The following is a 24,199-nucleotide window of genomic DNA, read 5'->3' as shown; positions in this document are numbered from 1 at the left end:
GCTCAAAGCTGCCATTCTGGCAGTTCTCAGTAGTTCAAGTTAGACGCCAATTAAGAGTCGGGTAACTTCGTTTATCTTAGCTTGTAGAGTCAAATCATCCGGGCTTGTCAGCTCACGTGATGCGAGCACTGCATACGTAAATTTAACGCCAGTTGGCAGTTCAGCGGATGGGTTATTACCTGCCGCTGCATGCTTACAGATAAACTCCATCTGCCGTTTTATCGACGCCAGTACATCAACAGAAATGCTTGCGGGAGCAGTCTTGTTGATTGCAGTAATACCTTGCTCTGCTGCAAGCTGCAGCGCTTGATAGTTCATAACTTCTCAAAAATTAACACAAACATGCGTTCTTGTAGCTTTAGCATCAAAATGGAATAACGGATATTGTTTAATTAAATGTTTAATTAATGTATATTTCAAGGCCGTTTTGTTCCTGCTGCTCTCTGTCGGCGGGCTAAACACAAAATCTTAGAGCTAATCTTAAGGACGAAAAATGAGCTTATTTCTAACGGACGGTCTTATTATCGCAAATCCGGCGCTTTCTGATATTCCCAAGTTTGCCAATATCGCTGGCAAGGCTATCTACATAATTGAACATACTAAGGCTGGAGCAATAGGTATCAGCCTTAATCAAAACTTCAGCAAGCCAATAGATGAAATAGCAGAGAGTTTACCGGTACTAAAGTTGTTAAACGTTGAGAACTTGCTAACCAATAAAGTTATTTCAGGTGGACCTTTAGCAAATGACATACCCTGGATCTTCAGCCGAAGAACTGGTGAATACGACAAACAAGTTTCTAATGATTATCTTGCACTGAATTTTTCAGATTCGGCTTTCGAACAAAGCAAAAAGCAAGATCGGGCGGTATGCGGTATTGGCTCATTTGGGTGGGGAGCAGGGCAGCTGGAAAACGAGCTGGCGAATGGATTGTGGCATTATTTCCCTACTACAGAGGCGGTACTTGATTCAATCCCTTTTGCAAATGCAGTTCGTGGTGCAGCGCAATTACTATTAACTATGAAGTACTAAGTTTATTTATCAAGTGATTCCATGCTGGCGGGGCTGCCGCCTGCATTAAATACAGCTAACTGAGTTGACACCGAAAATCTAGATATTCCAACGTTAAGCCGTCCACGTTTCAAGCAATGCCTGTTGAATGGAGGGCGTCTTCCAAACTTCATAAATATAAGCCAGATAGTCTTCATCTTGATCCATTTCTGGCTCTAGTGGCTCAAAGTCGGGGATATCAGCCCACCAAGCACGATAATTTATGGCGAAATTGTCATTTGGCGATGTAATAGCAAAATGAGTTAGGCGCTGTTGAAATTTGTGATGATAATCGATATTGAGAGTTGAACTCGAAAACAGCCACACCTTTTTGTCTATTTGCAATTTAAGCTGGTTATCTTGTGCATAAAGTGCGACAGAATGGCGCCCGACATTCTGAAAGTTGCCACGAATCGGGTCTGGTTTAAACGTGGATGTTATTGCACCTGTTTCTGTGCAGAGTAGTACTTTCGTGTTTAATCTAAACGGCATAGATAACGAGAGCTTCATTTATAAACTCTACTGTTCTAGCGTCCACATCTGGGCTATTTCTTGATCATTTCGTTTCGCTGTTATCCAAACGAATAAGTCTACAGACTCTTCATCGGACCACGGGTCTAGTGGGTCTGGTTTGGGTGGTTGATAATCCGCTTCAAATAATTTTTGACCATTTTGTAGCAGTGTAAACTGATTACCGTTCGCTTGTTTGTTCAGTTTTACAACCCATGATTGATCAGTGAAAAAAAATAGCTTCTGGTTAATAAATAGAACAGGCCCTTGCGTGGAAGCAAATACACCGATAAAAGTATCTTTGTGCTTAACATATGAAGCTTTCTTTCTCGGTTTCTCGCCAGGTGGCAACGCTTTTATTTCATGGCATGAGCCTGTTTCGCTATCTCGTTCAATAAAACAGTCTTGTAAGTATTTATGTTTAATAATTTCTGTAGTCATATCAGGTTCTTCTACGGTTGATGTTTAATCAGATACTCAGGTGACTGCTTTTTCAACCAGTCAGAAAAGCCTGCTAGTAATTTATCAACATCAGGATTTGGCCGCGATGCAGATCGGATTATATCTGTGTAAGACTTATCTTTCACATTAACTAAGAAATCAACAGTAGGACCTAATGGATCTCCGTCGTATCTGGATTTGTTTACTTCGTATATAAAATCACGTAGTGGCTCTGGTGTTGCATTTTTATACTTAACTCCGAGTTGCCGGCGAGCCTCATTTGCTTCATTCGCCAGCTCCTCAAGTTCTTTTAACGTACTGTTGGGCTTTATTTTGTCTGCATACTTACTCAATGCTGCTACTTCCTGCTCGTATTCTTGCCTCAAAGGATTATTTTTGAACCCTTCTCCAACGGAAAGCAAAATATTATTCTCAAGCTCATCTCTTGATAGCGCTACCTCTGTTGGCTTAGTAGCAGAGTGGTGAAGCAATGGCTCTTTTTCAGACCTGTCTGTAACAACTCCTCCACCTTTCGGTTTGCTGGCCTTAGCCGCTGGTGCCGGGCTTGCGCCGCCGCTGCTGGCTGGAGCTAAGCCGCCGTCACCGATGCCGTTACCTTCAGGGGCTTTACCCCAGCCGTCGGTTAACTGCCAAATGCGCATTTCGTCGCGGGCGAACATTTGCAGCAGGGCGTCACGCAGCTGAAACTTGTTTAGTTTAGATAAATCGGTAGCCCAGGGACGGGCGTGCTGGTAAAGCTGGGCCCAGATATTGCGCTGATCCCAACTGGGTTCTAAGTCATGCAGAAAATAGCGGCCAAATTCGGTATCTTTTACGTCGCCAAGGCTGTCTTCGCCTAAATCAGCGTAGGCCAGCAGGCAACTGCTGCACAGATAACTTTTGCCCCATTTATCTTCCAGAACTACGCCATCATATTGCTGGTCTTGCATCCTGCCACCTTGTTTATGAAAAGCACTTTTTCTAAACAACAAATTTACAATTTGCGCATTTTTACAACCTGGCAGGGTGTTGTCAAACAGTGTTTTGTTATTCGGATGCTTTTATTGCAGCAGCCGTGGCCTTTGCTAAGGTGTAGTGTCGTCGCTGGTGGTCATTTTTTCGACCAGATAATCGACGAACACGCGGATACGGGCGGGTACATTTTTACCGCCGATAAACACCGCGTGTATCGCCTCTCTGTCTTGCGGGTTGTAGTCTTCAAGCAGTGCAACCAGTTGGCCGCTGGCCAGCGCCTGTTGCACATGAAAGCGACCAACCCGGGTAATACCAATACCTTGCTGCGCCAGCTCGACCAGGGTTTCGCCATTGTTAGCAATAACGTTACCACTTACCGCCAGCATAAAATCCTCGCCATGCTGACGAAACGGCCAGCCCGGTTCGAGGCGGCGAAAGTTAAAATCGAGGCAGTTATGGCGGGCTAAATCGGCTGGTGTTTGTGGTACGCCGGCTTTAGCCAGATATTCGGGCGAGGCCAGTACCACACGGCCGGTATCGCCTAAACGGCGGGCATGTAAGCCGCTGTCTGGCAGCTGGCCAAAACGGATTGCCACGTCAACCTGGCCTGATGCAACATCGCGGATCTGGTCTGATACATCAATCTCCAGCGTGATGTCGGGGTAGCGCTGCAAAAACTCTTTTAACAGCGGCACTATTGTCAGCCGGCTGTGCGCAGTTGCAGTGGTTATTTTGATATTGCCACTGGGGCTGCCACGGTTGGCGATGGTCAGCTCGGTATCGTCTAAGTCTTTTAAAATGCGCCGCGCCGCTAATGCGTAAGATTCGCCTTCGGCAGTTAACCGCAGGCTGCGGGTGCTGCGCACAATAAGGCGCACGCCAAGGCGTTTTTCCAGCCGGGTCATAATGCGGCTGACAGCAGAGGGGGTAAGTTCCAGTTCACGTGCTGCCGCACTTAAACTGCCGGTACAGGCAACCGATAAAAAGGTTTCCATTTCTGCGGCTCTGTCGGTTTTCGTTAAGCTCATCTGTGGTCTGCCTCTTGGTGATCTGCGATCTGGTTATTTGTGACGCAGAAGCAAAACTGAATGTATCGGGTGTTACTTTTTCTTGGTTTGTAACATGAGTATATTCTGCAGCATCACAAATTGGCGAGATTTAAATCACGAGACACAGTATGAAAATCAATATTCCTTTATTAGCGCTGGCGCTGGGTGCTTTTGGCATCGGCGTGACAGAGTTTTCCCCTATGGGTATGCTGCCGGTGATTGCCACTGATCTTGGCGTATCTATTCCAACAGCTGGCATGCTGATAAGCGCCTATGCCTTTGGTGTATTGCTGGGTGCACCTTTGATGACGCTGGTATTTGCCAATATGGCGCGGCGTAATTTGCTGCTGTTATCGATGGCGATATTTACTGTTGGTAACCTGATTTCGGCAGTAGCCGACAGCTATAACGTGCTGCTGTTTGGGCGTATTATCACATCGTTTAATCATGGCGCCTTTTTTGGCGTCGGCGCCATTGTTGCGATGAATGTGGTGCCGCCGGAGAAGCGGGCAGGTGCCGTGGCCGCGATGTTTTCCGGCCTGACCCTTGCCACTATAGGTGGCGTGCCGCTGGCATCTTATATTGGTGAACTGATTGGCTGGCGCCCGGCGTTTTATGGCATGGCGGTTATTGGCCTGATTACCATGCTGGCGCTGCGGTTGTCGTTACCGCCTATGGCGAATAAACAAAAAGCCAATGTGCGCAATGAGCTGCGGGTGCTGGGCAAAAAGCCGGTGCTGGTGGCGCTGCTGTTAACGGTGGTCAGCTCCAGTGCGATGTTCACCGTGTTTACGTATATCGTGCCGATTTTGCAGCAGGAAACCCAGGCTTCTACCGTGTTTGTTACCTCTATGCTGGTGTTGTACGGTATTGGCCTGGCAGTGGGTAATATTCTTGGCGGCCGCTTTGCCGATCGCTCAATGGATTTAACCCTTATTGCATCGTTAGTTGCCGTTATGCTGCTGCTGGTGGTGTTTGCTGTCACGGTTGCTTTGCCGGTGATGGTAGTGCCGCTGGTATTCCTCTGGGGTATTGCTAGTTTTGCGCTGGTGCCACCACTGCAGGCGATGGTAGTGCAGGAGGCTGCAGAAGCCCCCAGCCTGGCATCGGCGATGAATATCGGTGCCTTTAACCTGGGGAATGCGTTAGGCGCCATGCTGGGAGCGCTAATGATCAGTGCCGGTTTTGGCTTAAGTGCTGTGCCGCTGGCCGGTGCTGCTACCGCTGCGGTCGGGCTGGTAATGGTATTGTGGTTCAGGCGTGGCCGGCAACAAGGGCCTGCGGTTGTTACCGCAGAGCAAAACGTTGCAGGATAACAGTCATTGATTGTCTGAAAAAAAAGCCCGGTGCATTACACCGGGCTTTTTGCGTTACAAAGACTGTAAAAATGCCAGCAGGGCTTCGCGCTCGTCGCTTGGCAGGTTTACAAAACGGTTTTTGATTATTTCAGCTTCACCGCCGTGCCACAGAATGGCTTCGGTAACCGTGCGGGCGCGGCCATCATGTAAGTAACCTACCGGCACACCATCAGCAACGTACTCTGTATAGCCCAGCCCCCAAAGCGGCGGTGTGCGCCACATATTGCCGGTTGCCAGACCTTCAGCAAAGTTATCGGCCAGGCCAGCACCCATATCGTGCAGCAGTAAATCGGTATAGGGCTTAATACGCTGGTTGCGCACTTCAGCAAATTCAGAGCGATTGCTGGTTTGTACATCGCTAATATGGCAAGCGTTGCAGCGTATCGCTTTAAATACCTGTTCGCCCTGGGCAATTTTATCCGGTGCTACGTCCAGATAGGGCAGCGGGGATACACCTTTAGGGAAGCCGCTTTGCACACTGCGCTGTGCCGGTACACCCAGCAGCTGCAGGTACTGTGTCATCAGTTGCAGTGCTTCATCCGGCAGGCCGGGTTCGGCATTGCTGGCGTCGCAGTGCTCAGGCCCATACAGGCATAAGCGGGTAGGGTACACTGATGAGGTGACAGACATATCCAGCAAGGCGGCATTGGCGACCTGGTGACGCAGACTGGCTTTGCCGGCCTTCCAGCCGTAACGGCCGAGGCGTACGTCGCCGGTTTCAGGGTCATAAACGTAGTTGGCTGAGCCTACTACGCCATCGGCATCGGGAATGTCGCGCACCCAGGATAAGATAGTGTCATCGTCTATCGCCTCCAGTAAGCCCATACCGATCAGCGGTTGTGCCGAGCGCACAGAGTAGGCACCAGGCACAGGGCCGTCAAAGGCAATCTGAGGTTTACGCAGTTGCACTACAGTGCCATCGGCCAGCGTGACATCGTGGCTGTTAAAGCCTGATACCCAGGCGCCGTTGCCCCAGTTTTGCCGGTCGCCAGTGCTGGTTGAGCGGGCATTCATTTGCAATGCCTGGCCGTAAATGGGGTGAGGCAGTGCGTTACCGTTACTGTCGGTACCGGTTTCACCTACCCGCACTGCCATGGTATCAAGCCGCTGGTTCAATGCGGTTGGCGCCACACTGCGGCCATTACCGATATGGCAGTTAAAGCAGGATGACTGGTTAAAATGTTCGCCTTGTAGGTGGCGGCCGGCATCGTTGCGATCGTTACCGGACTCGTTATGTTCACCGGTCCACAGGTTGGTGTGTAACCAGCGCCGGCCTTCCATAAAGCGCTGAATATTCTGCATGCCGATAGTGTTGTGTGGCTGCTGAAACATAAAGCTCGGGTTGTCGGCGTAATCGTATGAGATGGAGCCCAAACCGCCTTGCAAGGTGCTGTCGGGTAGCGGAGCATTCATCAGGCGGGGTTGTACACCGTACCAGGGGCGCAGGCCCTGACCCATCACATAGGTCAGCTCGTTGGTGTAATAGCGCACACCGCCATTGTCACCAATGGCATCCATTACCTGACGGGTAGAGAAAAATGAGCTGGTAAATTCGATAATATCGCCTTTTTTCAGCGACCGGGCGGCGACGCTGCTGCCATTGGGTACCAATACACCATCGGCATTTGCGCTAAGCGCTCTGTGCCCCGGGTAAGTGTCAAAAACCACACTACAACCGTCATTAGCACCGATCACGCCATTAAAACCACTGTCGGGGTGCAGTAGCACACCATTAGCGGGTTTGGTTACCACCGGACAGGGGGCTCCGTCACTGAGATAGGTAGAGTCATCCAGCAGATCGCCGGGGCTCATCCAGCCAAAGCCGGTAACACCCGGCTCGTCGAAGCGGCGGACAAAAGAGTGGCCACCACCTTTTTGTGCTTGCTGAAAATACTGGTTCACAATAATACGCGGCGCGGTTACACCGGCCACATTGCTGTTATCGATAAACTCGACACCCCAGGTGCGGTTTTTAAAGTAGTTAGCGACAAAATTTAAATGTGCGCCCGGGCCTTTGTCTACCGGGTTGCCCTGGGCATCTACTGTGTCGTTCGGGCCAAAACCTATTTCATTCCAGTCTTCGCCGCGTTCACGGGCATGACGGGAGCGGCCTACCATACCAAAGCGGGTAACCAGGGTGCCGTCTGCCAGCGTAAAGCTGATGCTTTCCAGTGGCTCAGCCGGTGCTGGCAAAGGTACACGGCCATTACCGCTGAGCGGATAAGAAATGTAGGAGGTATTGTGCACCGGCATAACGGTATCACTGCCGGGAGATTTAAACTCAACTTCAAACAATGAATAACCGTACTGAGTATGGCGGCGCACGCCCTGCAGGCGCAGGTAGCGTGCATCAACATTAAGGTTAAAAAACTCTTCGGTGCCACCTTTAGCAGCGGCAATATAGCGCAGCTGATACCAGTTTTTCGCGTCATCAGACACATACAGCGCATACTCGTCGGCGTAGGCATTTTCCCATTGCAGTTTCATATAGCCGATCGCGGTTTTACTGCCGAAATCAAACTGCAGCCAGGCACTGTCTGCAGTGGCTTTATCAGTATTACTCCAGGCGCTTTCCCAGCGGGTGTTCAGGTTGCCATCTACCGCTTTGTCTGCCGTGTTGCCGGCGTTTTCATCACCCGACGAGCTGGCTGTAATGTTACTGATTGGCACGGCGAGGCTTGCTCTGTTGAACGTGGTTTGCAACATAAACTCTGGCGGTGGTGCCGGAATCTGCAGACTACTGGCCGTTGGCAGGGGGGCTACGGCAGGGGATGGCGCCGCTTCAAATTCCGGTTCTGGCAATTCCGGTGTTGGTGTGGGTTCAGCAACGGGTGGCAAGGAGGTATTTGGCGGTGATACCACCGGGGGAGTGCTGCCTTGAGTGTTGTCTGAAGAATCTGCGCCGCCACCGCAGGCCGATATTGTCAACGTTAGCAGCAGCAATAGCGCTTTACTGCTCTGCCTGACATAGTCAGAGCCAGTGCCGGGACGATGATTTATGTAGTAATAATTCATAATGACCATTCCAAATGGATAAAAAAGATGCCGTTTATTGATTAAGCGACAACACTTGAGCTTACTATGAGGCAGTAATTGTCTATTTTATGTAATTAATTGTTTACCAGATAACAGAATTATTACAATGATTGCGCGGTTGTACTGCTACGCTATTTAACTTTTCAAATCTGTACTGCTTTTTTTCTGCCTGACTGTGTATATTTCCGTATCACTGTGCGCGTTATTGTCTGCTCTGACTTTTAGTGAACAAGGAGTGGGCAAGATGGAGCTGTTCTGGACCTTAGTGTTTTTTGCGTTTGCCACCAGCATTACGCCGGGGCCGAATAACATTATGATAATGTCATCTGGCGTCAACTATGGCGTGCAGAGAAGCCTGCCACATATGGCGGGCATACAGCTGGGTTTTTTACTGATGCTGCTGGCGGTAGGGGCCGGTGCCGGTTTGGTGCTGCAGCAACAGCCAATGCTGCATACTGTAATTAAACTACTCGGTTCTGTATATCTGCTGTATCTGGCCTGGAAAATTGCCACGGCCAGACCGCAGCAAATTGAAACCGGTAGCAGTAAACCACTCAGTTTTATTCAGGCGCTGGCGTTTCAATGGGTAAACGCTAAAGCCTGGGTCATGATCACCGGTGCTATTGCGGCTTTTACCAGCCTGCAGGGCGTTTACTGGCAACAACTGGCGTTAATTGCACTGGTGTTTTTATTGGTTGGGCTGCCTTGTACCGGCAGTTGGCTGTTGTTTGGTGCCGCGTTAAAACGGCTGTTAACCGAACCGACGCACCGGCAGTGGTTTAACCGGGTGATGGGGACATTACTGGCATTGTCAGTGCTACCGCCCTTGTGGCAGGCACTTAGCGCACTGTAAGACCCTGGAGGCAAATTGAGCTTTCGTTATCAGCAACTGGCATCAGAGCTGCAACAGCAGATAGAGCAGGGACATTACGTCTGCGGTGAGCGCCTGCCTGGCGTACGCGAGCTGGCAAAAGTACGTTCGCTCAGCGTTTCTACCGTGGTCGCCGGTTACCGCCAGCTGGAAGCCGACGGCTATGTGCAGGCCAGCCACCGTAGCGGCTATTTTGTTAAAAGCCGCTTTCAGCCTCCGCCGCTAAGCAAGGATTTAGCGCCCAAAAGCCAGCTGCCTGAACAGGTATCCGGCCAGCACATGGCGTTGTCATTGTCAAAAGCGGCGGCCGACTCGGGCTATACACGCCTTGGTGCCGCAGTGCCTGCGGCACGGTTTCTACCGCAGCATGCGCTGCAAAAAGCCATGCAGCAGGTGATAAAAATGCAACCGGCGCGGCTGATGCAATACGAAGCCAGCCGCGGTGCCATTGAGCTACGCACCGAGATTGCCAAGCGCATGGCACTGCAGGGGGCCGTGGTATCGCCGCAGGATGTCATTATCACTAACGGCTGTCAGGAAGCGCTGATGCTGAGCTTAAAAGCGCTAACAGTGCCCGGTGATATCGTTGCTATTGAATCGCCGGCATTTTACGGCTTGTTGCAAGCGCTCGAAGCCGCCGGTTTACAGGCACTGACACTGCCGACGGATCCGCAAACCGGTGTTGTGCCAGAGGCGCTGGAGCAAGCACTGCAACGCTGGCCGGTAAAAGCCTGTGTGCTGATTAGTAATTTCAGTAACCCGCTTGGCAGCCTGATGCCAAAGATCAACAAAAAGCGCATTGTTGCAGCATTAAGTGCCAAAGGTATTGCCCTGATTGAAGATGATACTTATGGTGATCTGGGGTTTGCAGTACCCAGGCCTGCCAGTTGTTTCGCGCTGGCACCACAGGCGGATATTTTTTACTGCGGCACTTTTTCTAAAACCATTTCACCGGATTTGCGACTGGGCTGGGTGATAGCGCCAAAACAGACGGCAAAGCTGGAGTATCTGAAGTTTATCAGCAATATCAGCACCGCTGCGCTACCGCAACTGGCCGTCGCGAATTTGCTGAAAAGTGGTCGGTATGAGCGGCACTTGCGCCAGGTCAGAGGCCAGTATCAGCTGGCGTTGTCACGCATCAGTCACCAGATTGGCCGCTTATTTCCGGCCGGGACCCGGGTCAGTCAGCCTCAGGGTGGTTTTGTGCTCTGGGTTGAATTGCCGCCTGCGATAGATGGCTACCTGCTGGCGCAGCAAGCCATGGCGCAGCATATCAGTATTGCACCGGGAGCGATTTTTTCACCTACAGCCGCAGCCGGTCGGGCTGAGTTTAGCCATTTTATCCGGCTTAACTGCGCAGTAGAACCTGACGCCAGGCTGGAACGTGCGTTAGCGACACTGGCACAGCTATGCAATGAACAATTACTGAAAAAGGGGCTTGACTAAAATTTAAACATATGAAAATATGATGGCCATAATATTTTATGGTGATAGCAATGAAAAGCGTAACCACAGGTGATAAAAAAGCCCGCACACATGATTTGATTCTGGACACGGCTGCCAAGGCAATCCGCCGCGGCGGTTACGCCGGCATCAGCGTGGCTGATCTGATGAAAGAAGCCGGCCTGACACACGGTGGTTTTTATGCGCATTTTGCCTCGCGCAATGCCATGCTGGCTGAAGCGATGGACAGAGCTGCCAGCCGCAGCGCCGAAGCCATAGCACCCAAATTACAGCAGGCTGTAACGCAGGGAAAAACACCGTTTCGTGCGCTGGTAGAACAGTACCTGAGTGATGAACATCTGGCAGATGCTGAGCAGGGCTGCCCGATAGCTGCACTGGGCTCAGAAATTTGCCGTCAGCCAGACGAAGTCAGGGCGGTTGCTGTGCGCCAGATGCAAAGCTTGCGCGATGCTATTTCGCGCGCGTTACCTGATGATGTCAAAGCAGAGCAGGCTGGTGTCGTGATGGCGACGCTGGTAGGCAGTTTGCAGCTGGCGCGTGCTTATGGCGATACGGCAGAAGGTCGCAGTATGCTGGCACAGAGCTGCGCTTCTTTGCTACAGCAGTTTGATAAAGTTAAGCAGTAAAACTCCAACGAGAGTATGACGTAAACGATGGGCCGGCCCCGGCTTTTTTATTAATAATAAATATGATGATTATCATATTTTATGGAGAGACGATAATGTTATTAACAGATGCTGTTGTGTTTATTACCGGTGCGAACCGCGGTATTGGCTTAGAGTTCGCTAAAGCGGCGCTGGCTGGCGGAGCGCGTAAAGTATACGCGGCTGCGCGTAACCCTGACACTATTACGCTTGAGGGCGTGGTGAAAGTCAGGCTGGATGTCACCGATCCGAAACAGGTTGCTGCAATACCCGCGTTGTGCCCTGATGTAACCTTGCTAATCAATAACGCCGGTATCGCCCGTTTTGGTGCTTTTCTTGATGATGACAGCGAGCAGAATGCATACGATCACTTTGAGACCAATTTCTTCGGCCCTTTACGTTTAACCAAGGCGCTGGCACCGGTATTGGCCAGCAATGGTGGCGGTGTGGTGCTTAACGTGTTGTCGGTTGCCAGCTTTCTGAATGGCCCGGCTTTGGCGACTTATGCCGCCAGTAAGTCTGCCGCCTGGGCGTTGACCAACGGCTTACGGCAGGAACTGGAAGCGCAAAAGACTCAGGTAAGTGCCTTACATATGGGCTTTGTCGATACAGACTTAACCACTGCTATTGATGCCCCCAAGGCCAAACCAGCAGACATTGTTGCCCGTGCCTATGCAGGCCTGGCGGCAAACCAGCCGGAAATACTGGCTGACGAGTTAACGCAGCAGGTGAAAAATAGCTTATCGTCAGACAAGGCACTGTATCTGACCGGGGTCCGCTAAACGGGAATACGGTAAAAAGCAGGCGGGCTTAGTGCCCGCCGCCAAGTGATTTGATGGCCTGGATCATCGCAACCATCACTTTTTGCGCATCGCCATACACCATCTGGGTGTTGTCGGCATAAAACAGCGCATTTTCTACGCCGGAGTAGCCTTTACCCTGGCCGCGTTTTACCACGTACACCTGTTTGGCCAGGTCGACATTCAGCACCGGCATGCCATAAATTGGCGAGCTTTTGTTGGTGCGGGCTGCCGGGTTTACCGTGTCATTGGCACCAATCACTATTGCAACATCGGCTTCTTTAAACTCGTCGTTAATGTCTTCCATGTCATAGATGATGTCGTACGGTACACCGGCTTCTGCCAGTAACACGTTCATATGCCCCGGCATCCGCCCGGCTACCGGGTGAATGGCAAATTTCACCTCAACGCCGGCATCCTGCAGCAGTTTTACCAACTCGTATAATTTATGCTGTGCCTGCGCTACCGCCAGGCCATAACCCGGTGCAATAATCACTTTAGTGGCGTAATGCATGTTAATGCCGGCATCAGCAGCATCGATCGGCTTCTGGCTACCGCTGATCTCGCCCTGCGCATCATCGCTGGCAGCACCAAAGTTGGAAAACAGCACATTGGCCACTGAGCGGTTCATCGCCTTGGCCATCAGCAACGTCAGTAAAGAACCGGCTGAGCCAACCACCATACCGGCTATCATCAGTGCCGGGTTATTCAGCACATAACCTTCAAAACCAACGGCTAAACCGGTAAAGGCGTTATACAGTGAGATCACGACCGGCATATCGGCGCCGCCAATCGGCATCGTCATCATCACGCCGTACAGCAATGCCAGTGCGAAAAATACAGCAAATACCGGCATCGCAACCTGGCCGCTGTGCCAGACAATATAAGCTCCCAGTGCCAGCAGCAACAGCAGCAGGCTGCCATTGACGGCCTGCAAACCGGAAAAACGCAGTGTAGAGTTAATGCGGCCATCCAGCTTGGCCCAGGCAATCAGCGAACCTGATAGTGATACTGCGCCAATCACACCACCCAATACCGCTAAGGTCAGTGACACGCTGCCGTGGGTTTTGTAGCCAATCAGCTCGATGGCGGCTATCGCAGCGGCGGCACCACCGCCCATGCCGTTGTACAGTGCCACCATTTGTGGCATTTCAGTCATGGCGACTTTTTTACCGCTGCGCCAGGCCCAGCCAAGGCCCAGTGCTAACGCTATGACAGCCAGCACAAGATTGGTCGTCAGCTGTGGTCTGGCTGCGGGGCTGACATCAAGCGTATATAAAAAACTGGCCAGTACCGCCAGTACCATGCCGGCCCCGGCAACGACGATACCAGAGCGGGCGGTGAGTGGCGACGACATCCGCTTCAGGCCATAAATAAACAAAAAGGCAGCAATAAAGTAGCTGGCGTCTATTAGCAGAGCAGCGTTCATCCGTTACTCCTTATTGCTTTTGTTTGAAGGTTTAAACATCTGCAGCATCCGCTCGGTAACAACATAGCCGCCGGCAGCGTTGCCAGCACCGAGCAATACACCAACAAAGCCGATAATTTGCTCCGGCACTGAGGTGGCGTTGAGTAATGCCCACAGCGCGCCGACGACGACAATACCGTGAATAAAGTTGGAACCGGACATCAGCGGAGTGTGCAAAATGGCTGGTACCCGGCCGATGATTTCAAAGCCGGTAAAGGTGGCCAGCATAAAGATATACAGCGCGACAAAGCCGGTCAGTACAGTAGTGGTGTAATCCATGACTATCCCCCAAATCGGTAGCAATATTATTGTTGTTCCAGCGCAGTTTTCACTGCTGCGGGTTTAATTTCGCCGTTATGTGTCAGCAGCGTTTTTGCCAGCACTTCATCGTCCCAGTCCGGCTTGATCTCGCCGTCGCTGACAAAAAGCTGCAGTAAATTCAGCAGGTTTTTCGCATACAACTCTGAGGCATGCTCCGCCAGCATAGATGGCACATTTAATGGTGCAGCAATAGTGATTTGACCCTGGCTGATGGTTTCGCCCGGTACACTGTATTCGCAGTTGCCACCGCCTTCTGCAGCCAGGTCTATAATAACGGCACCGAGTTTCATGCCATCGACCTGCTGTTTGCTGATCAGTTTTGGCGATGGCCGACCCGGAATGGCTGCAGTGGTAATAACAATATCGGCTTGCTGAATATGTTTGGTCACCACAGCGGCAATTTTGTCTTTCTCCTCCTGCGTCAGTTCGCGGGCATAGCCGCCTTCGCCGCGGGCATCTACGCCGGTGTCGACAAATTTAGCGCCTAAGGATTCTGCCTGCTCTTTGGTTTCCGGCCGCACATCATAGCCTTCGGTGATGGCACCAAGCCGCCGCGCCGTAGCCAATGCCTGCAAGCCGGCGACACCTAAGCCCATCACCAGACAGCGGGCTGGGCGGATAGAGCCAACGGCGGTGGTCATCATCGGTAAAATGCGTGACAGTTGAGTGGCGCCTAACAGCGCTGCATAGTAACCAGCCAGTGCTGCCTGCGAAGACAAAGCATCCATCGCCTGCGCCCGGCTGATGCGTGGTACCTGCTCCATCGCAAAGCAGGTGATCTGCTGATCGCGCAATAGCCGGGTAAGCTCAGGCTCTTTATGCGGATAAATAAAACTCAGCAGTATGCTGCCTTTGCGCATCAGGCGGATGTCATCTGCAGTGGGCGGTTGTACCGACAATACGATGTCGGCATCGGCCAGTAAATGTTGCTCCGTGCCGGCAATCTCAACGCCTTTGTAAGCATCATCAGGTAGTTTGCTGCCAAGGCCGGCGCCGCTTAGCATGCTGATCGTGCAGCCAAGCTTTGCCAGTTTATCGGCCACGGCAGGCACCATGGCGACACGTTTTTCGTTTGGTCTGCGCTCCATCAGCACAGCAACCTTTACCGGCATATCCTTTACTCCTTTTTATAACTGTTTGAGGAGTATAGTCTTTATTTTTCAACTTATTGGATTAGTGCCGGTGATGTCTGGCATTTTTGCCGGTTATTTCCATAGCTGGCATAAATTGTTTTAGATTTTCAAACGTGATGTGAAGCCTGACGAAGTTTGCTCACGCTGTTAACTAAGCGTGCGGTTGGCTGTTATCCAGCGCCAGCTGCAATGTCTGCAGTATGTCCGGGCTTTTCCGCAGTATACGCAGTTGCTGGAATAGCTCTGCCGCTTGTGGGTACTGCAGCTTCAGGTAACTGAACCATTGTTTGATCCGGTTAGCGTAGTACTGGCCTTTGTCGCCAGTTATCTCAAACTCCGAATACTGCATCAGCAGCTCAAGCACCTGTGCCCATGGCATTACCGCGCTAGCTGATCGTATCGTTTGTGCCAGGTTGGGCATCGCCAGTGCGCCGCGGCCCAGCATAATGTCAGTGCAATCTGACTGCTGCTGGCACAGCACGGCGTCAGCTGCAGTCCAGATTTCACCATTGGCAATAAGTGGAATATTAACCTGTTGCTTAATTTTAGCGATCCACGGCCAGTATGCCGGTGGGCGGTAGCCATCACTCTTGGTTCTGGCATGCACGGTCAGCATGCTGGCACCGGCGGCGGCAATGGCCGCTGCGTTGTCGAGTGTCAGGCTGGTATCATCGTAACCGAGACGGATTTTGGCGCTCACCGCGACATCAGCGGGCACAGCGTCACGCACCGCTTTAACAATACGGTACAGCTGCTCGGTTTCTTTTAGTAATACGGCGCCGCCGCGGCTTTTATTGACCGCTTTAGCCGGACAGCCAAAGTTTAAGTCGACGCCCGGCGAGCCAAGCTCAACGGCGCGTACAGCATTTTCAGCCAGCCAGTGTGGTTCCTGTCCAAGGAGCTGTACCCGTACCGGCGTGCCTGCCGGTGTTTTTCCGGCGTTTAACAGTTCGGGGCAAATGCGGGTAAACACCCGTGCCGGCAGCTTTTGATCCACCACCCGGACAAATTCGGTAATACATAAATCGTAACCGCCAATCCGGGTTAGCATATCGCGCATCAAGTGATCGACGACACCTTCCATCGGTGCCAGAATAATTTTCATCCGGGAGTTACTCAGCGTTTTTATTGCGGCGGCAGCGCTCAGAGCAGTACAGCACGCTGTGCCAGTTGCGTTGCCATTTTTTCCGCCAGCTAAACATCAGACCACATACCGGACAGCGTTTTTCCGGCAAATGTAGCTTTTGGTGTGCCATGATCAGACAGAGTATATGGTACTGATTTGTTGGCGATGTAACAGCTCGGCCAGCTCTGGCAGCTGCAAAGGCTCAATGTCCAGCACTTCCAGAATGGCGCTTTTATGTTGCTCCCACTCCGGATCCAGGCTCAGCTCAAACAGCTGACGGCTTTCGCCGCTGAAATGCTCGGCCAGTTTCAGCAACGCAAACAGCTGTTTTTCTGCATCGCTGTCAGACTCCAGCATTAAGGCCGGGCTGTGGTGATAGGCAATAACATTGCATAACTCGGCGGTTAAGCCCCACGACTCGGCAATCAGGTAGCCGAGCACTTCATGACAGGTTTGAAAATGCTGCTCTTCAATTTCGCTGTAACCATACTGTGCCAGTAAGCCCTGCTGCATGATCTGCTCGTAGTTTGGCGCCTGCTGGTGAATTAGCGCGATACCGGCGTTATGAAACAGGCCCAGGCTGTAACAGTCATCCTGCACCGCTTGTGCAAAGTTAAAGTGCTTCGCCAGTGTCATCGCAATATTGGCTGTTTGCAGCGCGCTTGACCATAACTTTAAACTGAACTTGTCATCGCGGCCTTCGGCCAGCGTGAAGCGCAGCAATACGCTGCGTACCAGTTTCAATACCCGGTTCACACCAAGAAACTTGCACGCGTGTTCAACCGAGGTAATTTTTTGCCGCAGACCAAAAAACGCTGAATTAACGACTTTCAGGGTAAAACCGGCAATGCCGATATCGAGATTAATTAACGCGGCGATGCGTTTAATATTGGGCTGAGGGGCATCAAGCTGCTGTTGGATATGCTGCAGAATTTCCGGCTGTGGCGGAATGGTGAAACCATTAAGCGCCTGTTCTATTGCTGACATGTCAATGGCCTGCGCCATAAGGCTATCTCCGGAATAAACTGCACAACTGCCCGCTAATAGTAAAGGGCGCCAGCGTGAAAAGTAAAACAGTTTTACTGAATAAAATGGCCAGCCAAGCGCCGGTTATGAATCCAGATAGGGCCGGCCAGACATCAGTTGCTGCGCAAGCTGTTGCTCATTTTGCTGTTCATTGAGCTGTAAATCATTGAATTGCACATCAAACTGGATTAACTCTTCATCGTCCAGATGTTGCGCTATCAGGCGGTCCGGCACCTGGCTGACCTGACGATAAGCATTAATGGCAACCTGCGCTGCCTGCTCCATCAGCGACAGAAAATGGCCAAGCGGGAACTGCTGAAAAATGTCGGCGTCCAGATGTGCCCACCCCAGCAAATCACCACTGATACTACCATCAGCATGATCGGTGAACAGCATCGACACTGCAGGGCAGCTAGGGTTCTCACCTGGCTGAAACTGTTCGGCATCCTCGCTGTTAAATACCAGCACATAACCAAAACCAGGGCTGCCTTCAGCATCCATTTCGTCAAACGATGTATCGTACATCAGAAACAAGCGATTATCAGTCATGACGTTTTCCTGCTGAAAAAATGGGCGCTAATTCTACCTGAAATTCCACCGATGCTAAAGCGTCAAAGGGCAGCTTCTGCAGATTATCGTCAGGTAAACAATATTACCGGTTATCATTCAGGTTGATATGGAATTTCTAATAGCAGCGCCAGCGCAAGCAGTAGCGCCTGCTCAGGAATTTGCAGCAGATTATCGGCACGCACGCAGGCATCAATTGCTTGCCACAATTGCTGCTTTTGCAGCGGCGCCAGCGCCAGAAGCTGCGGCAGTTGCTGTGTCAGCACCGTAAAGTTTACATCGGGCCGTTCTGTCGCTGCAGCGAAAGGTAATTGTTGCAACGCAGAATACCAGGCTTGTTGCTGTGCCTTATCGTCGCCGGCGGCACTGCTCACTAATGCCAGCAGGGCGCTGACAGCCGCAGCCTGTTGTGCCAGGTTCTGGTTGGAATGGCGATGGGTGATCCGGCTTGTCTGATAATGCACTGCTACGCTGTGTTCAACAAACTGGCAACATAGCCACTGCGTAAGGCCGGGCGTGGCAGTGGCATCACGCAGAGCATGAATAAGCTGCTGAAACTGGACAAAACGTTGCTCCGACAGAGTTTTTAGTGCCGGCATTACCCGTTGTAGTAATTGCACTTGCTGTAGAGCATTAAGGTTGTCGACACTGTCGCATAGCTGATCAACCTGTTGCAGCAGCGCTGCTGAGCCCATTTCTTTGATCAGGTGCAGTTGCCGCGTACGGGTGTCGTCGTGTTGGCGTAATAACAGACAGCAAATCAGCGCAATTGCAGGTTCACTCTGGCGGCTGCTGTGTAGCAGTAACAATGGCAATGCCTGTTGCAAGCGCTCTGTAGTGCCAGTCGTTTTAGAGCCGGTATCAGGCTGCTCTGCCGTATCTGTGACTGACTGAGCTGTGCGTGGGGTAGGGAACTTGCCGTTCCAGTGTGGCTCAAGCCGTTTAATTCGGGTGGCTAAAGGTGGGTGGGTGGCGAAAATAGCTGCCCAGCGGCTAATGGCTTCAGCAAAAAACAAGTGACTGTTTTCATCAGCATTGCTGTTGCCGACTTTACTGCGCTGGCTATGGCTGCCAATAACTTTTAGCGCACCGGCGATACCGCGCGGGTTGCGGGTAAATTGCACGGCACTGGCATCGGCCAAAAATTCACGCTGGCGGCTGACGGCGGCTTTGATTAAGTTACCGAAAAACGAGCCAAGATATCCGACGATGACCAGCCCCAGTGCCAGCAATAAAATACCGCCGCCGCTGTTTTTATTGTTGCCGGAGCGGCCTGAACCGATGCGCACGGCGCTACTGCCCCGGCTGCCGCGCAGTATGTAATAGCCGATATGGCCAAGAAACAGTATACCGTTTAGTATCGCAATCAGGCGGATATTCATCCGCATATCACCGTTCAGAATATGGCTGAATTCATGCGCGACCACACCTTGTAATTCATCGCGGTTTAATTGCTCAATACAGCCCTGAGTAACACCTATCACCGCATCTGATGGGCTGTAGCCTGCAGCAAACGCATTGATACCCGTCTCTGGTAGCAGGTAAACCGGTGGTACAGGGGTGTTGGCAGCTAACGCCATTTCTTCAACAACGTTTAGCAGCCTACGCTGCAGTGGATCTTGGCTGTCGGGTGATAGTCTGACTCCACCGAGGGATTCGGCCACCACTTTGCCACCGGCACGTAATTGCAGCCATTTTATCAGTACTGCAATACCCACCGCACTGAGTACGACTGCGCTGACCGCAACAACAAGGTCCCAGGGCAGGGCTTGCCAATGCCAGGGGCCGGACAGCTGTTGCGGGTCAACAAAACCCAGGCTGATTAAGGCGATAACGTTAGTCAGCAGTAACAACAACAGTACCGCCAGTGAAAACAACAGCACCAGAATGCGGGTGTTGCGCCGGGCCAAATCCTGCTGCGAGAAGAAGTTACTGCTCATCTGGTGTTAATCAGAAACTGACTTTGGGTGCCGCCTGAATGGCCGCACTGTCGGAAAACTCCAGCAGTTTGGCATCGGCGGCGTGGCCAAAACTGGCAGCGAAAATGACCGGTGGGAAACTTTGCTTATAGCTGTTGTAGTCTGTTACCGCATCATTAAACGCTTGACGCGCAAAGGCAACCCGGTTTTCAGTACTGGTAAGCTCCTCTGACAATTGCATCATGTTCTGATTCGCTTTTAAGTCAGGGTACGCTTCCATCACCACATTCATCCGGCTCATGGCGCTTTGCAGCGCGCTTTCGGCACCGGCCAGCTGGCTGATAGCACCTGCATCGCCCGGGTTGTTTGCCGCCACTTTCAGACCGGCCAGTGCGGCGTTACGTGCGCTAATCACCGCCTCCAGTGTGTCGCGCTCGTGTGCCATGTAGGCTTTAGCGGTTTCTACCAGGTTCGGGATCAGATCGTAACGACGTTTCAGCTGCACTTCTATTTGCGCAAAGGCATTCTGAAAGCGGTTTTTCAGTTTAACCAATTGGTTAAAAATGCTGATAACCCAGAATACAAGTACAACAAGAATAGCCAGAATAATCAGGCTGGTCATAGTAGCTCCGACAAAACGATATATTTGGTTGTCATTGTTAACAATAGTTTAAACACTGTCCAGCGTTTATTCGCTGAACTCACACTAAAGTACGCTGGCCTGAAGGCTGTATGGTCCGGCTGGTAATTCCCGCGTGCTGAGGTATCATAGCCTGCAGCATTAAACGAGGTTTGTATGAGTGATTTTCAACATATTTCCGTAGCAGATACCGCTAAGTTGCTGGCCGATAACAAGGTCGTGATTGCTGATATCCGTGATGAGGGCAGTTTTGCCGCCGGACACATTGATGGTGCCTACCATCTTACCAACGGCAGCCTGAATAGCTTTATGCAGCAGTTCGAATTTGACCAGCCGGTGGTTGTCGTATGCTATCACGGCAACTCAAGCCAGGGCGCAGCACAGTATCTGGTACAGCAAGGGTTTGAGCAGGTATACAGCATGGATGGCGGCTTTGAAAGCTGGCGTACTCAGCTGCCTTTTGTGAGCGGCGACAGTGCATAAGTTTGCCGAACTTAATTCAGCGCAGGCGGCGCAGCTGTTTGCCGGCTACTGTGCGGCGCAGGGGCTGAATGTCAGTGCTGTGGTGCAGCGGCCTGATTTTGCCGAACTTTATGGCGATACCGAGCAGCTTGGCGCTATTGAGCAGGAATTTGGCCGCTTTGTTCAGCAGCCGGAGCATCCGCGTTATCAGGCGGCGGCCTGGCAACTGAGCCAACCGGCGGCAACCGAAAGCTCTGCCGCTTTGCCACAAATGAATATACTGCAGTGGTGGCAGCAGGCGCCGTTTACCTGTGTGATTTTACTACTGTGTTTGCTGGTATATGTCTGGCAACAACTGGACTGGCGCAGTAGCAGTGCGGCACTGCAACTGACAGAGCCCGCGCAGTTATGGCGCTGGTTCAGCCCGATGTTAATGCATTTCTCACTGACTCATCTGGTGTTTAATCTGGCCTGGTGGCTGTATCTCGGTCGTCAGCTTGAGCAGCGCCTTGGCAGTGTTCTGTTGTTGAATATTGCCTTGACCGTGGCGTTGGTGTCGAACGCGGCACAGTATTTTATTGTGGGTCCGCATTTTGGCGGCTTGTCCGGTGTAGTGTATGGCCTGTTTGGTTATTTCTGGCTGGCGGGGCGGTTAAATCCTGGGCAAGGTTTGCATATCAGCAATGGCCTGGCTGGCTTTATGTTGTTATGGTTGCTGCTGGGCTTTTTTGACCTGTTGTGGGTCAGTATGGCGAACTGGGCACATTTAGGCGGATTAGTTACCGGTTTGCTCTGGGCGTGGCTGTTGCGTCACCAGAGCGCACGCAGTATACCGGCGTCTCACTGATACAGGTATTTGGTAAACAGAATATCGCGGATCATGGTTTCGCCGGCTTCTTTTTTCATCGTTTGTTGCAGCTTTTCCAGAATTGCCAGGCGGATTTCTTCGCGACCAGTCAGCGATTTGATTTTGTCTTCCGGCTGTTTGGTAAAAATGCCGATAATGATGTCTAGGATCAGCGGTTCATGATGTTCTATCGCAGGCAGAAACGCTTTGTCTTCCAGCATCAGCTCTACGGTTACCCGGATATAGCCAAGGCTGCGGCGGTTGCCGGAAATATAGTTGGTAACAATATCCGGGTCGAAGCCGTAATACACTACTTCCTTAGGCTGGTCCTGCGCAGTTGTATGCGTGGAGACCAGTAATAACGGGGCAGACAACAATAGCGGAAGCAGCAGGCGTTTTATCATAACTATCACTTTTGGTTGGTAAAAATAGGCCAGCAAGGACACTAACCATAGCGTTATGGCTGCTATTTTACCAGCTAACGTGCTCTGCAGTAAGCCGTTTTTCTCAGCGGATTGCTGCTGAAAATCCGGCCGTAACTTGTTATGATGCCGCCAGACTCCCTGCAGGCAGAATTTTCGTTGTGAGTATTCCTGTTATTTCGCTTGATACAGACTGGCATCAGGCTCAAAACTGTTCGTTACCATCAGAGCTGGCGCCCTGGATCCTTGAGCCGGCTTCTCTGACCGCAAGGTTAAAGCGTCACTGTGGCCATTTTCGTGTTCAGGTATTAAATGAGCAGCGCACAGCCTTGCCGGTATTTCTGCAGCCGTTATTGCCCAACACCTTGCAGGCGCAACTGCGCGAAGTGATCCTCTGGTGTGATGATAAACCCTGTGTTTATGGCCAGAGCTGGTTGCCTGAAAAAACGGTTAACGCTTTACGGCCTCTGGCGGATATGGGGGAGCGACCCTTAGGCGATTACATCTTTCAGCAAAGCGGTTTGCAGCGCGGCAGTATTGAGGTAACGCAGTTACAACTGACATTGCCTGACGCTGGCAGCGCACTATGTTATACCCGCCGTTCTGTGTTCAGGCTGAATGATTTACCGCTGCTGGTCGCCGAGGCTTTTTTGCCGGCGATGGCTGAGCTTAAGGCGTTTGCCTGATGCTGGCACTGAAACACGCACACTGGCGTTACTATCTGCAGCTTATGCGGCTGGAAAAACCGATAGGTACCTACTTACTGTTGTGGCCAACCTGGTGGGCGCTGTGGCTGGCGGCTGAGGGTGTACCACCACTGCACTTATTGTTGGTATTTACTGCCGGCGTTGTGCTGATGCGGGCGGCCGGTTGTGTGATTAATGACTACGCTGACAGGCATTGGGATGGCGCTGTTGAGCGCACTAAACACCGGCCGCTTGCCAGTGGGGCTGTTAGTGGCACAGAAGCCCTGCAGTTGTTTGTGCTGTTGCTGTTGTTAAGTGCCAGTCTGCTGCTGTTTTTAAACTGGCAAACGGTGTTGCTGTCATTAGTCGCGCTGGTGCTGGCGTCGGTTTACCCCTTTATGAAACGCTATACCCAGTTACCACAGGTGGTGCTGGGCGCAGCGTTTAGCTGGGGCATGCCGATGGCGTTTATGGCCATTCAACTACAGCTGCCATCAATATTATGGCTGTTGTATTTTGCTAATTTGCTTTGGACAGTGGCTTACGATACCTATTATGCGCTGGTAGACCGGCCGGATGATTTGAAAGTAGGCATTAAATCTACCGCCATTTTATTTGGCCGTTATGCCTTGCCCATTATTGCTTTGCTGCAATTTGCCAGCTTAGTGTTATTGCTGTTGGTTGGCGTACTGGCAGAGCTGCACCCGGTATTTTATCTGAGTTTAGCCTTAAGTGCTGGCTGCTTCGTATATCAGCATAGGATTGCCAGACGCAGCCGCGAGGGCTGTTTTGCGGCATTTTTGCATAATCATTACGTTGGCATGCTGGTGTTTGCCGGTATTGCCCTAAGTTACTTGCTCTAAGGATAAACGATGATCAACTTTAACCCGTTGCACAAACGTGGCTTGTCACTGGTATTGAGTCTGCTGCTATTGTTCTCTGTCAGTCAGCCGGTGATGGCACAGCAGCAACCTGAGCAGTTTGAGCTGGAGCAGTTTGAACTGGTGCCGCTGCAGTTAGCACAGCAGACGGTACAGGTACAACTGGCTGACACACCACAGAAGCGGGCACAGGGCCTGATGTTTCAACAAAGTGCTGAGCCCGGCATGTTTTTGCTGTATCAAAAACCGACGGCTATTTCGCTGTGGATGGCCAATACCAGCATGGCGCTGGATGTCGCTTATATCGCACCCGACTGGACCATCGCCCAACTGGTGCAGTTGGAACCTTTTGACCAGACGCCGGTGCCGTCACCGGGGCCGGTAATAGCTGCACTGGAAATGCCACGTGGCTGGTTTGCCAGCCACGGCATAAAAGTTGGTGCTAAAGTGTCTATGCCGGATAAAAAAGCGACTGACGGCGCAAAATAAGCGTACTGACTAAGCA

27 protein-coding genes are annotated in these 24,199 nt (G+C 51.5%); 11 read left to right on the top strand and 16 right to left on the bottom strand.

The features are described 5' to 3' along the window. Positions 1 to 39: 39 nt before the first annotated feature. A complete protein-coding gene (locus tag LHL18_RS12500; RefSeq protein WP_226767326.1) occupies positions 40 to 318 on the bottom strand; it encodes a hypothetical protein in 279 nt (92 codons plus the stop codon). Positions 319 to 493: 175 nt separating this feature from the next. Between LHL18_RS12500 and LHL18_RS12495 the strand changes: the two genes are divergently transcribed. Further along, the gene (locus tag LHL18_RS12495) at positions 494 to 1,030 is read left to right on the top strand and encodes a YqgE/AlgH family protein (protein ID WP_226767325.1); all 537 of its coding nucleotides are present in this window, start codon (positions 494 to 496) and stop codon (positions 1,028 to 1,030) included. Positions 1,031 to 1,123: 93 nt separating this feature from the next. Here the strand turns inward: LHL18_RS12495 and LHL18_RS12490 are convergent, their stop codons facing one another. From LHL18_RS12490 to LHL18_RS12475, 4 genes are all read right to left on the bottom strand, one after another. Continuing rightward, positions 1,124 to 1,558 carry a hypothetical protein gene (locus LHL18_RS12490; RefSeq protein WP_226767324.1) on the bottom strand — a complete coding sequence of 145 codons (435 nt, stop codon included), beginning with the start codon at positions 1,556 to 1,558 and terminating at the stop codon, positions 1,124 to 1,126. Positions 1,559 to 1,567: 9 nt separating this feature from the next. Then, positions 1,568 to 1,999 carry a hypothetical protein gene (locus tag LHL18_RS12485; protein ID WP_226767323.1) on the bottom strand — a complete coding sequence of 144 codons (432 nt, stop codon included), beginning with the start codon at positions 1,997 to 1,999 and terminating at the stop codon, positions 1,568 to 1,570. An 11-nt stretch (positions 2,000 to 2,010) separates the two neighbouring features. Further along, entirely contained in the window at positions 2,011 to 2,949 is a 939-nt protein-coding gene (locus LHL18_RS12480) for a hypothetical protein (RefSeq protein ID WP_226767322.1), read from the bottom strand. A gap of 135 nt (positions 2,950 to 3,084) precedes the next feature. Beyond that, complete coding sequence (locus LHL18_RS12475) at positions 3,085 to 4,002, bottom strand: LysR family transcriptional regulator (RefSeq protein ID WP_226767321.1); 918 nt, start codon at positions 4,000 to 4,002, stop codon at positions 3,085 to 3,087. A gap of 149 nt (positions 4,003 to 4,151) precedes the next feature. Here LHL18_RS12475 and LHL18_RS12470 point away from each other — a divergent pair, with 149 nt between their 5' ends. After that, complete coding sequence (locus tag LHL18_RS12470) at positions 4,152 to 5,339, top strand: MFS transporter (RefSeq protein WP_226767320.1); 1,188 nt, start codon at positions 4,152 to 4,154, stop codon at positions 5,337 to 5,339. 54 nt (positions 5,340 to 5,393) lie between these two features. Here the strand turns inward: LHL18_RS12470 and LHL18_RS12465 are convergent, their stop codons facing one another. Continuing rightward, entirely contained in the window at positions 5,394 to 8,396 is a 3,003-nt protein-coding gene (locus tag LHL18_RS12465; protein ID WP_226767319.1) for a di-heme oxidoredictase family protein, read from the bottom strand. Positions 8,397 to 8,661: 265 nt separating this feature from the next. Here LHL18_RS12465 and LHL18_RS12460 point away from each other — a divergent pair, with 265 nt between their 5' ends. From LHL18_RS12460 to LHL18_RS12445, 4 genes are all read left to right on the top strand, one after another. After that, entirely contained in the window at positions 8,662 to 9,270 is a 609-nt protein-coding gene (locus LHL18_RS12460; RefSeq protein WP_226767318.1) for a LysE family translocator, read from the top strand. A gap of 15 nt (positions 9,271 to 9,285) precedes the next feature. Next, complete coding sequence (locus tag LHL18_RS12455) at positions 9,286 to 10,734, top strand: aminotransferase-like domain-containing protein (protein WP_226767317.1); 1,449 nt, start codon at positions 9,286 to 9,288, stop codon at positions 10,732 to 10,734. A gap of 50 nt (positions 10,735 to 10,784) precedes the next feature. Continuing rightward, entirely contained in the window at positions 10,785 to 11,378 is a 594-nt protein-coding gene (locus LHL18_RS12450; protein WP_226767316.1) for a TetR/AcrR family transcriptional regulator, read from the top strand. Between the two features lie 95 nt (positions 11,379 to 11,473). Continuing rightward, entirely contained in the window at positions 11,474 to 12,178 is a 705-nt protein-coding gene (locus LHL18_RS12445) for an SDR family oxidoreductase (protein ID WP_226767315.1), read from the top strand. 28 nt (positions 12,179 to 12,206) lie between these two features. On the opposite strand, the gene LHL18_RS12440 is transcribed toward LHL18_RS12445, so the two are convergent. The 9 genes from LHL18_RS12440 to LHL18_RS12400 form a co-directional block, all read right to left on the bottom strand. Beyond that, positions 12,207 to 13,625 (bottom strand): NAD(P)(+) transhydrogenase (Re/Si-specific) subunit beta, encoded by a 1,419-nt coding sequence (locus tag LHL18_RS12440; protein ID WP_226767314.1) that lies wholly within the window; start codon positions 13,623 to 13,625, stop codon positions 12,207 to 12,209. A 3-nt stretch (positions 13,626 to 13,628) separates the two neighbouring features. Beyond that, entirely contained in the window at positions 13,629 to 13,943 is a 315-nt protein-coding gene (locus LHL18_RS12435) for an NAD(P) transhydrogenase subunit alpha (RefSeq protein WP_226767313.1), read from the bottom strand. A 26-nt stretch (positions 13,944 to 13,969) separates the two neighbouring features. Next, the gene (locus LHL18_RS12430) at positions 13,970 to 15,097 is read right to left on the bottom strand and encodes an NAD(P) transhydrogenase subunit alpha (protein ID WP_134052103.1); all 1,128 of its coding nucleotides are present in this window, start codon (positions 15,095 to 15,097) and stop codon (positions 13,970 to 13,972) included. A 172-nt stretch (positions 15,098 to 15,269) separates the two neighbouring features. Continuing rightward, positions 15,270 to 16,223 carry a tRNA dihydrouridine(16) synthase DusC gene (gene dusC / locus LHL18_RS12425; RefSeq protein WP_226767312.1) on the bottom strand — a complete coding sequence of 318 codons (954 nt, stop codon included), beginning with the start codon at positions 16,221 to 16,223 and terminating at the stop codon, positions 15,270 to 15,272. A 7-nt stretch (positions 16,224 to 16,230) separates the two neighbouring features. Beyond that, the gene (locus LHL18_RS12420; RefSeq protein ID WP_134052099.1) at positions 16,231 to 16,374 is read right to left on the bottom strand and encodes a DUF2256 domain-containing protein; all 144 of its coding nucleotides are present in this window, start codon (positions 16,372 to 16,374) and stop codon (positions 16,231 to 16,233) included. Positions 16,375 to 16,376: 2 nt separating this feature from the next. Continuing rightward, on the bottom strand, positions 16,377 to 17,249 hold the full coding sequence (locus LHL18_RS12415) for an HDOD domain-containing protein (RefSeq protein ID WP_226767311.1): 873 nt from the start codon (positions 17,247 to 17,249) through the stop codon (positions 16,377 to 16,379). A gap of 105 nt (positions 17,250 to 17,354) precedes the next feature. Beyond that, positions 17,355 to 17,819 carry a hypothetical protein gene (locus LHL18_RS12410; RefSeq protein WP_134052095.1) on the bottom strand — a complete coding sequence of 155 codons (465 nt, stop codon included), beginning with the start codon at positions 17,817 to 17,819 and terminating at the stop codon, positions 17,355 to 17,357. 113 nt (positions 17,820 to 17,932) lie between these two features. Next, complete coding sequence (locus tag LHL18_RS12405; protein WP_226767310.1) at positions 17,933 to 19,777, bottom strand: M48 family metallopeptidase; 1,845 nt, start codon at positions 19,775 to 19,777, stop codon at positions 17,933 to 17,935. Positions 19,778 to 19,787: 10 nt separating this feature from the next. Beyond that, entirely contained in the window at positions 19,788 to 20,378 is a 591-nt protein-coding gene (locus LHL18_RS12400) for a LemA family protein (RefSeq protein WP_134052091.1), read from the bottom strand. A 174-nt stretch (positions 20,379 to 20,552) separates the two neighbouring features. Here LHL18_RS12400 and glpE point away from each other — a divergent pair, with 174 nt between their 5' ends. Continuing rightward, on the top strand, positions 20,553 to 20,879 hold the full coding sequence (gene glpE / locus LHL18_RS12395) for a thiosulfate sulfurtransferase GlpE (RefSeq protein ID WP_226767309.1): 327 nt from the start codon (positions 20,553 to 20,555) through the stop codon (positions 20,877 to 20,879). After that, positions 20,872 to 21,705 (top strand): rhomboid family intramembrane serine protease GlpG, encoded by an 834-nt coding sequence (glpG, locus tag LHL18_RS12390; RefSeq protein ID WP_226767308.1) that lies wholly within the window; start codon positions 20,872 to 20,874, stop codon positions 21,703 to 21,705. Before glpE ends, glpG begins: the two co-directional genes overlap by 8 nt. On the opposite strand, the gene LHL18_RS12385 is transcribed toward glpG, so the two are convergent. Next, positions 21,699 to 22,109 (bottom strand): flagellar basal body-associated protein FliL, encoded by a 411-nt coding sequence (locus LHL18_RS12385; RefSeq protein ID WP_134052084.1) that lies wholly within the window; start codon positions 22,107 to 22,109, stop codon positions 21,699 to 21,701. The two genes, glpG and LHL18_RS12385, sit on opposite strands and share 7 nt — an antisense overlap. 179 nt (positions 22,110 to 22,288) lie before the next feature. Here LHL18_RS12385 and LHL18_RS12380 point away from each other — a divergent pair, with 179 nt between their 5' ends. The 3 genes from LHL18_RS12380 to LHL18_RS12370 are packed head-to-tail and all read left to right on the top strand — an operon-like array spanning position 22,289 to position 24,183. Then, complete coding sequence (locus tag LHL18_RS12380) at positions 22,289 to 22,813, top strand: chorismate--pyruvate lyase family protein (protein WP_226767307.1); 525 nt, start codon at positions 22,289 to 22,291, stop codon at positions 22,811 to 22,813. After that, a complete protein-coding gene (gene ubiA, locus LHL18_RS12375; protein ID WP_226767306.1) occupies positions 22,813 to 23,676 on the top strand; it encodes a 4-hydroxybenzoate octaprenyltransferase in 864 nt (287 codons plus the stop codon). The genes LHL18_RS12380 and ubiA overlap by 1 nt, the downstream gene beginning before the upstream one ends. 9 nt (positions 23,677 to 23,685) lie before the next feature. Further along, positions 23,686 to 24,183 (top strand): DUF192 domain-containing protein, encoded by a 498-nt coding sequence (locus tag LHL18_RS12370; protein WP_226767305.1) that lies wholly within the window; start codon positions 23,686 to 23,688, stop codon positions 24,181 to 24,183. The last annotated feature ends 16 nt before the right edge of the window (positions 24,184 to 24,199 follow it).

Origin of the sequence: Rheinheimera aquimaris (genome assembly GCF_020531985.1) — a bacterium.
Classification (GTDB): domain Bacteria; phylum Pseudomonadota; class Gammaproteobacteria; order Enterobacterales; family Alteromonadaceae; genus Alishewanella; species Alishewanella aquimaris.
Note: the sequence above shows the minus strand (reverse complement) of the source record. Positions and strands in the feature narration are given on the sequence as shown.

What these genes read in the sequence shown, in the direction of transcription:
- LHL18_RS12500 (WP_226767326.1), bottom strand. Translation starts at nt 318, where the DNA reads ATGAACTATCAAGCGCTGCAGCTTGCAGCAGAGCAAGGTATTACTGCA.
- LHL18_RS12495 (WP_226767325.1), top strand. Translation starts at nt 494, where the DNA reads ATGAGCTTATTTCTAACGGACGGTCTTATTATCGCAAATCCGGCGCTT.
- LHL18_RS12490 (WP_226767324.1), bottom strand. Translation starts at nt 1,558, where the DNA reads ATGAAGCTCTCGTTATCTATGCCGTTTAGATTAAACACGAAAGTACTA.
- LHL18_RS12485 (WP_226767323.1), bottom strand. Translation starts at nt 1,999, where the DNA reads ATGACTACAGAAATTATTAAACATAAATACTTACAAGACTGTTTTATT.
- LHL18_RS12480 (WP_226767322.1), bottom strand. Translation starts at nt 2,949, where the DNA reads ATGCAAGACCAGCAATATGATGGCGTAGTTCTGGAAGATAAATGGGGC.
- LHL18_RS12475 (WP_226767321.1), bottom strand. Translation starts at nt 4,002, where the DNA reads ATGAGCTTAACGAAAACCGACAGAGCCGCAGAAATGGAAACCTTTTTA.
- LHL18_RS12470 (WP_226767320.1), top strand. Translation starts at nt 4,152, where the DNA reads ATGAAAATCAATATTCCTTTATTAGCGCTGGCGCTGGGTGCTTTTGGC.
- LHL18_RS12465 (WP_226767319.1), bottom strand. Translation starts at nt 8,396, where the DNA reads ATGAATTATTACTACATAAATCATCGTCCCGGCACTGGCTCTGACTAT.
- LHL18_RS12460 (WP_226767318.1), top strand. Translation starts at nt 8,662, where the DNA reads ATGGAGCTGTTCTGGACCTTAGTGTTTTTTGCGTTTGCCACCAGCATT.
- LHL18_RS12450 (WP_226767316.1), top strand. Translation starts at nt 10,785, where the DNA reads ATGAAAAGCGTAACCACAGGTGATAAAAAAGCCCGCACACATGATTTG.
- LHL18_RS12445 (WP_226767315.1), top strand. Translation starts at nt 11,474, where the DNA reads ATGTTATTAACAGATGCTGTTGTGTTTATTACCGGTGCGAACCGCGGT.
- LHL18_RS12440 (WP_226767314.1), bottom strand. Translation starts at nt 13,625, where the DNA reads ATGAACGCTGCTCTGCTAATAGACGCCAGCTACTTTATTGCTGCCTTT.
- LHL18_RS12435 (WP_226767313.1), bottom strand. Translation starts at nt 13,943, where the DNA reads ATGGATTACACCACTACTGTACTGACCGGCTTTGTCGCGCTGTATATC.
- LHL18_RS12430 (WP_134052103.1), bottom strand. Translation starts at nt 15,097, where the DNA reads ATGCCGGTAAAGGTTGCTGTGCTGATGGAGCGCAGACCAAACGAAAAA.
- dusC (WP_226767312.1), bottom strand. Translation starts at nt 16,223, where the DNA reads ATGAAAATTATTCTGGCACCGATGGAAGGTGTCGTCGATCACTTGATG.
- LHL18_RS12420 (WP_134052099.1), bottom strand. Translation starts at nt 16,374, where the DNA reads ATGGCACACCAAAAGCTACATTTGCCGGAAAAACGCTGTCCGGTATGT.
- LHL18_RS12415 (WP_226767311.1), bottom strand. Translation starts at nt 17,249, where the DNA reads ATGGCGCAGGCCATTGACATGTCAGCAATAGAACAGGCGCTTAATGGT.
- LHL18_RS12410 (WP_134052095.1), bottom strand. Translation starts at nt 17,819, where the DNA reads ATGACTGATAATCGCTTGTTTCTGATGTACGATACATCGTTTGACGAA.
- LHL18_RS12405 (WP_226767310.1), bottom strand. Translation starts at nt 19,777, where the DNA reads ATGAGCAGTAACTTCTTCTCGCAGCAGGATTTGGCCCGGCGCAACACC.
- LHL18_RS12400 (WP_134052091.1), bottom strand. Translation starts at nt 20,378, where the DNA reads ATGACCAGCCTGATTATTCTGGCTATTCTTGTTGTACTTGTATTCTGG.
- glpE (WP_226767309.1), top strand. Translation starts at nt 20,553, where the DNA reads ATGAGTGATTTTCAACATATTTCCGTAGCAGATACCGCTAAGTTGCTG.
- LHL18_RS12385 (WP_134052084.1), bottom strand. Translation starts at nt 22,109, where the DNA reads ATGATAAAACGCCTGCTGCTTCCGCTATTGTTGTCTGCCCCGTTATTA.
- ubiA (WP_226767306.1), top strand. Translation starts at nt 22,813, where the DNA reads ATGCTGGCACTGAAACACGCACACTGGCGTTACTATCTGCAGCTTATG.
- LHL18_RS12370 (WP_226767305.1), top strand. Translation starts at nt 23,686, where the DNA reads ATGATCAACTTTAACCCGTTGCACAAACGTGGCTTGTCACTGGTATTG.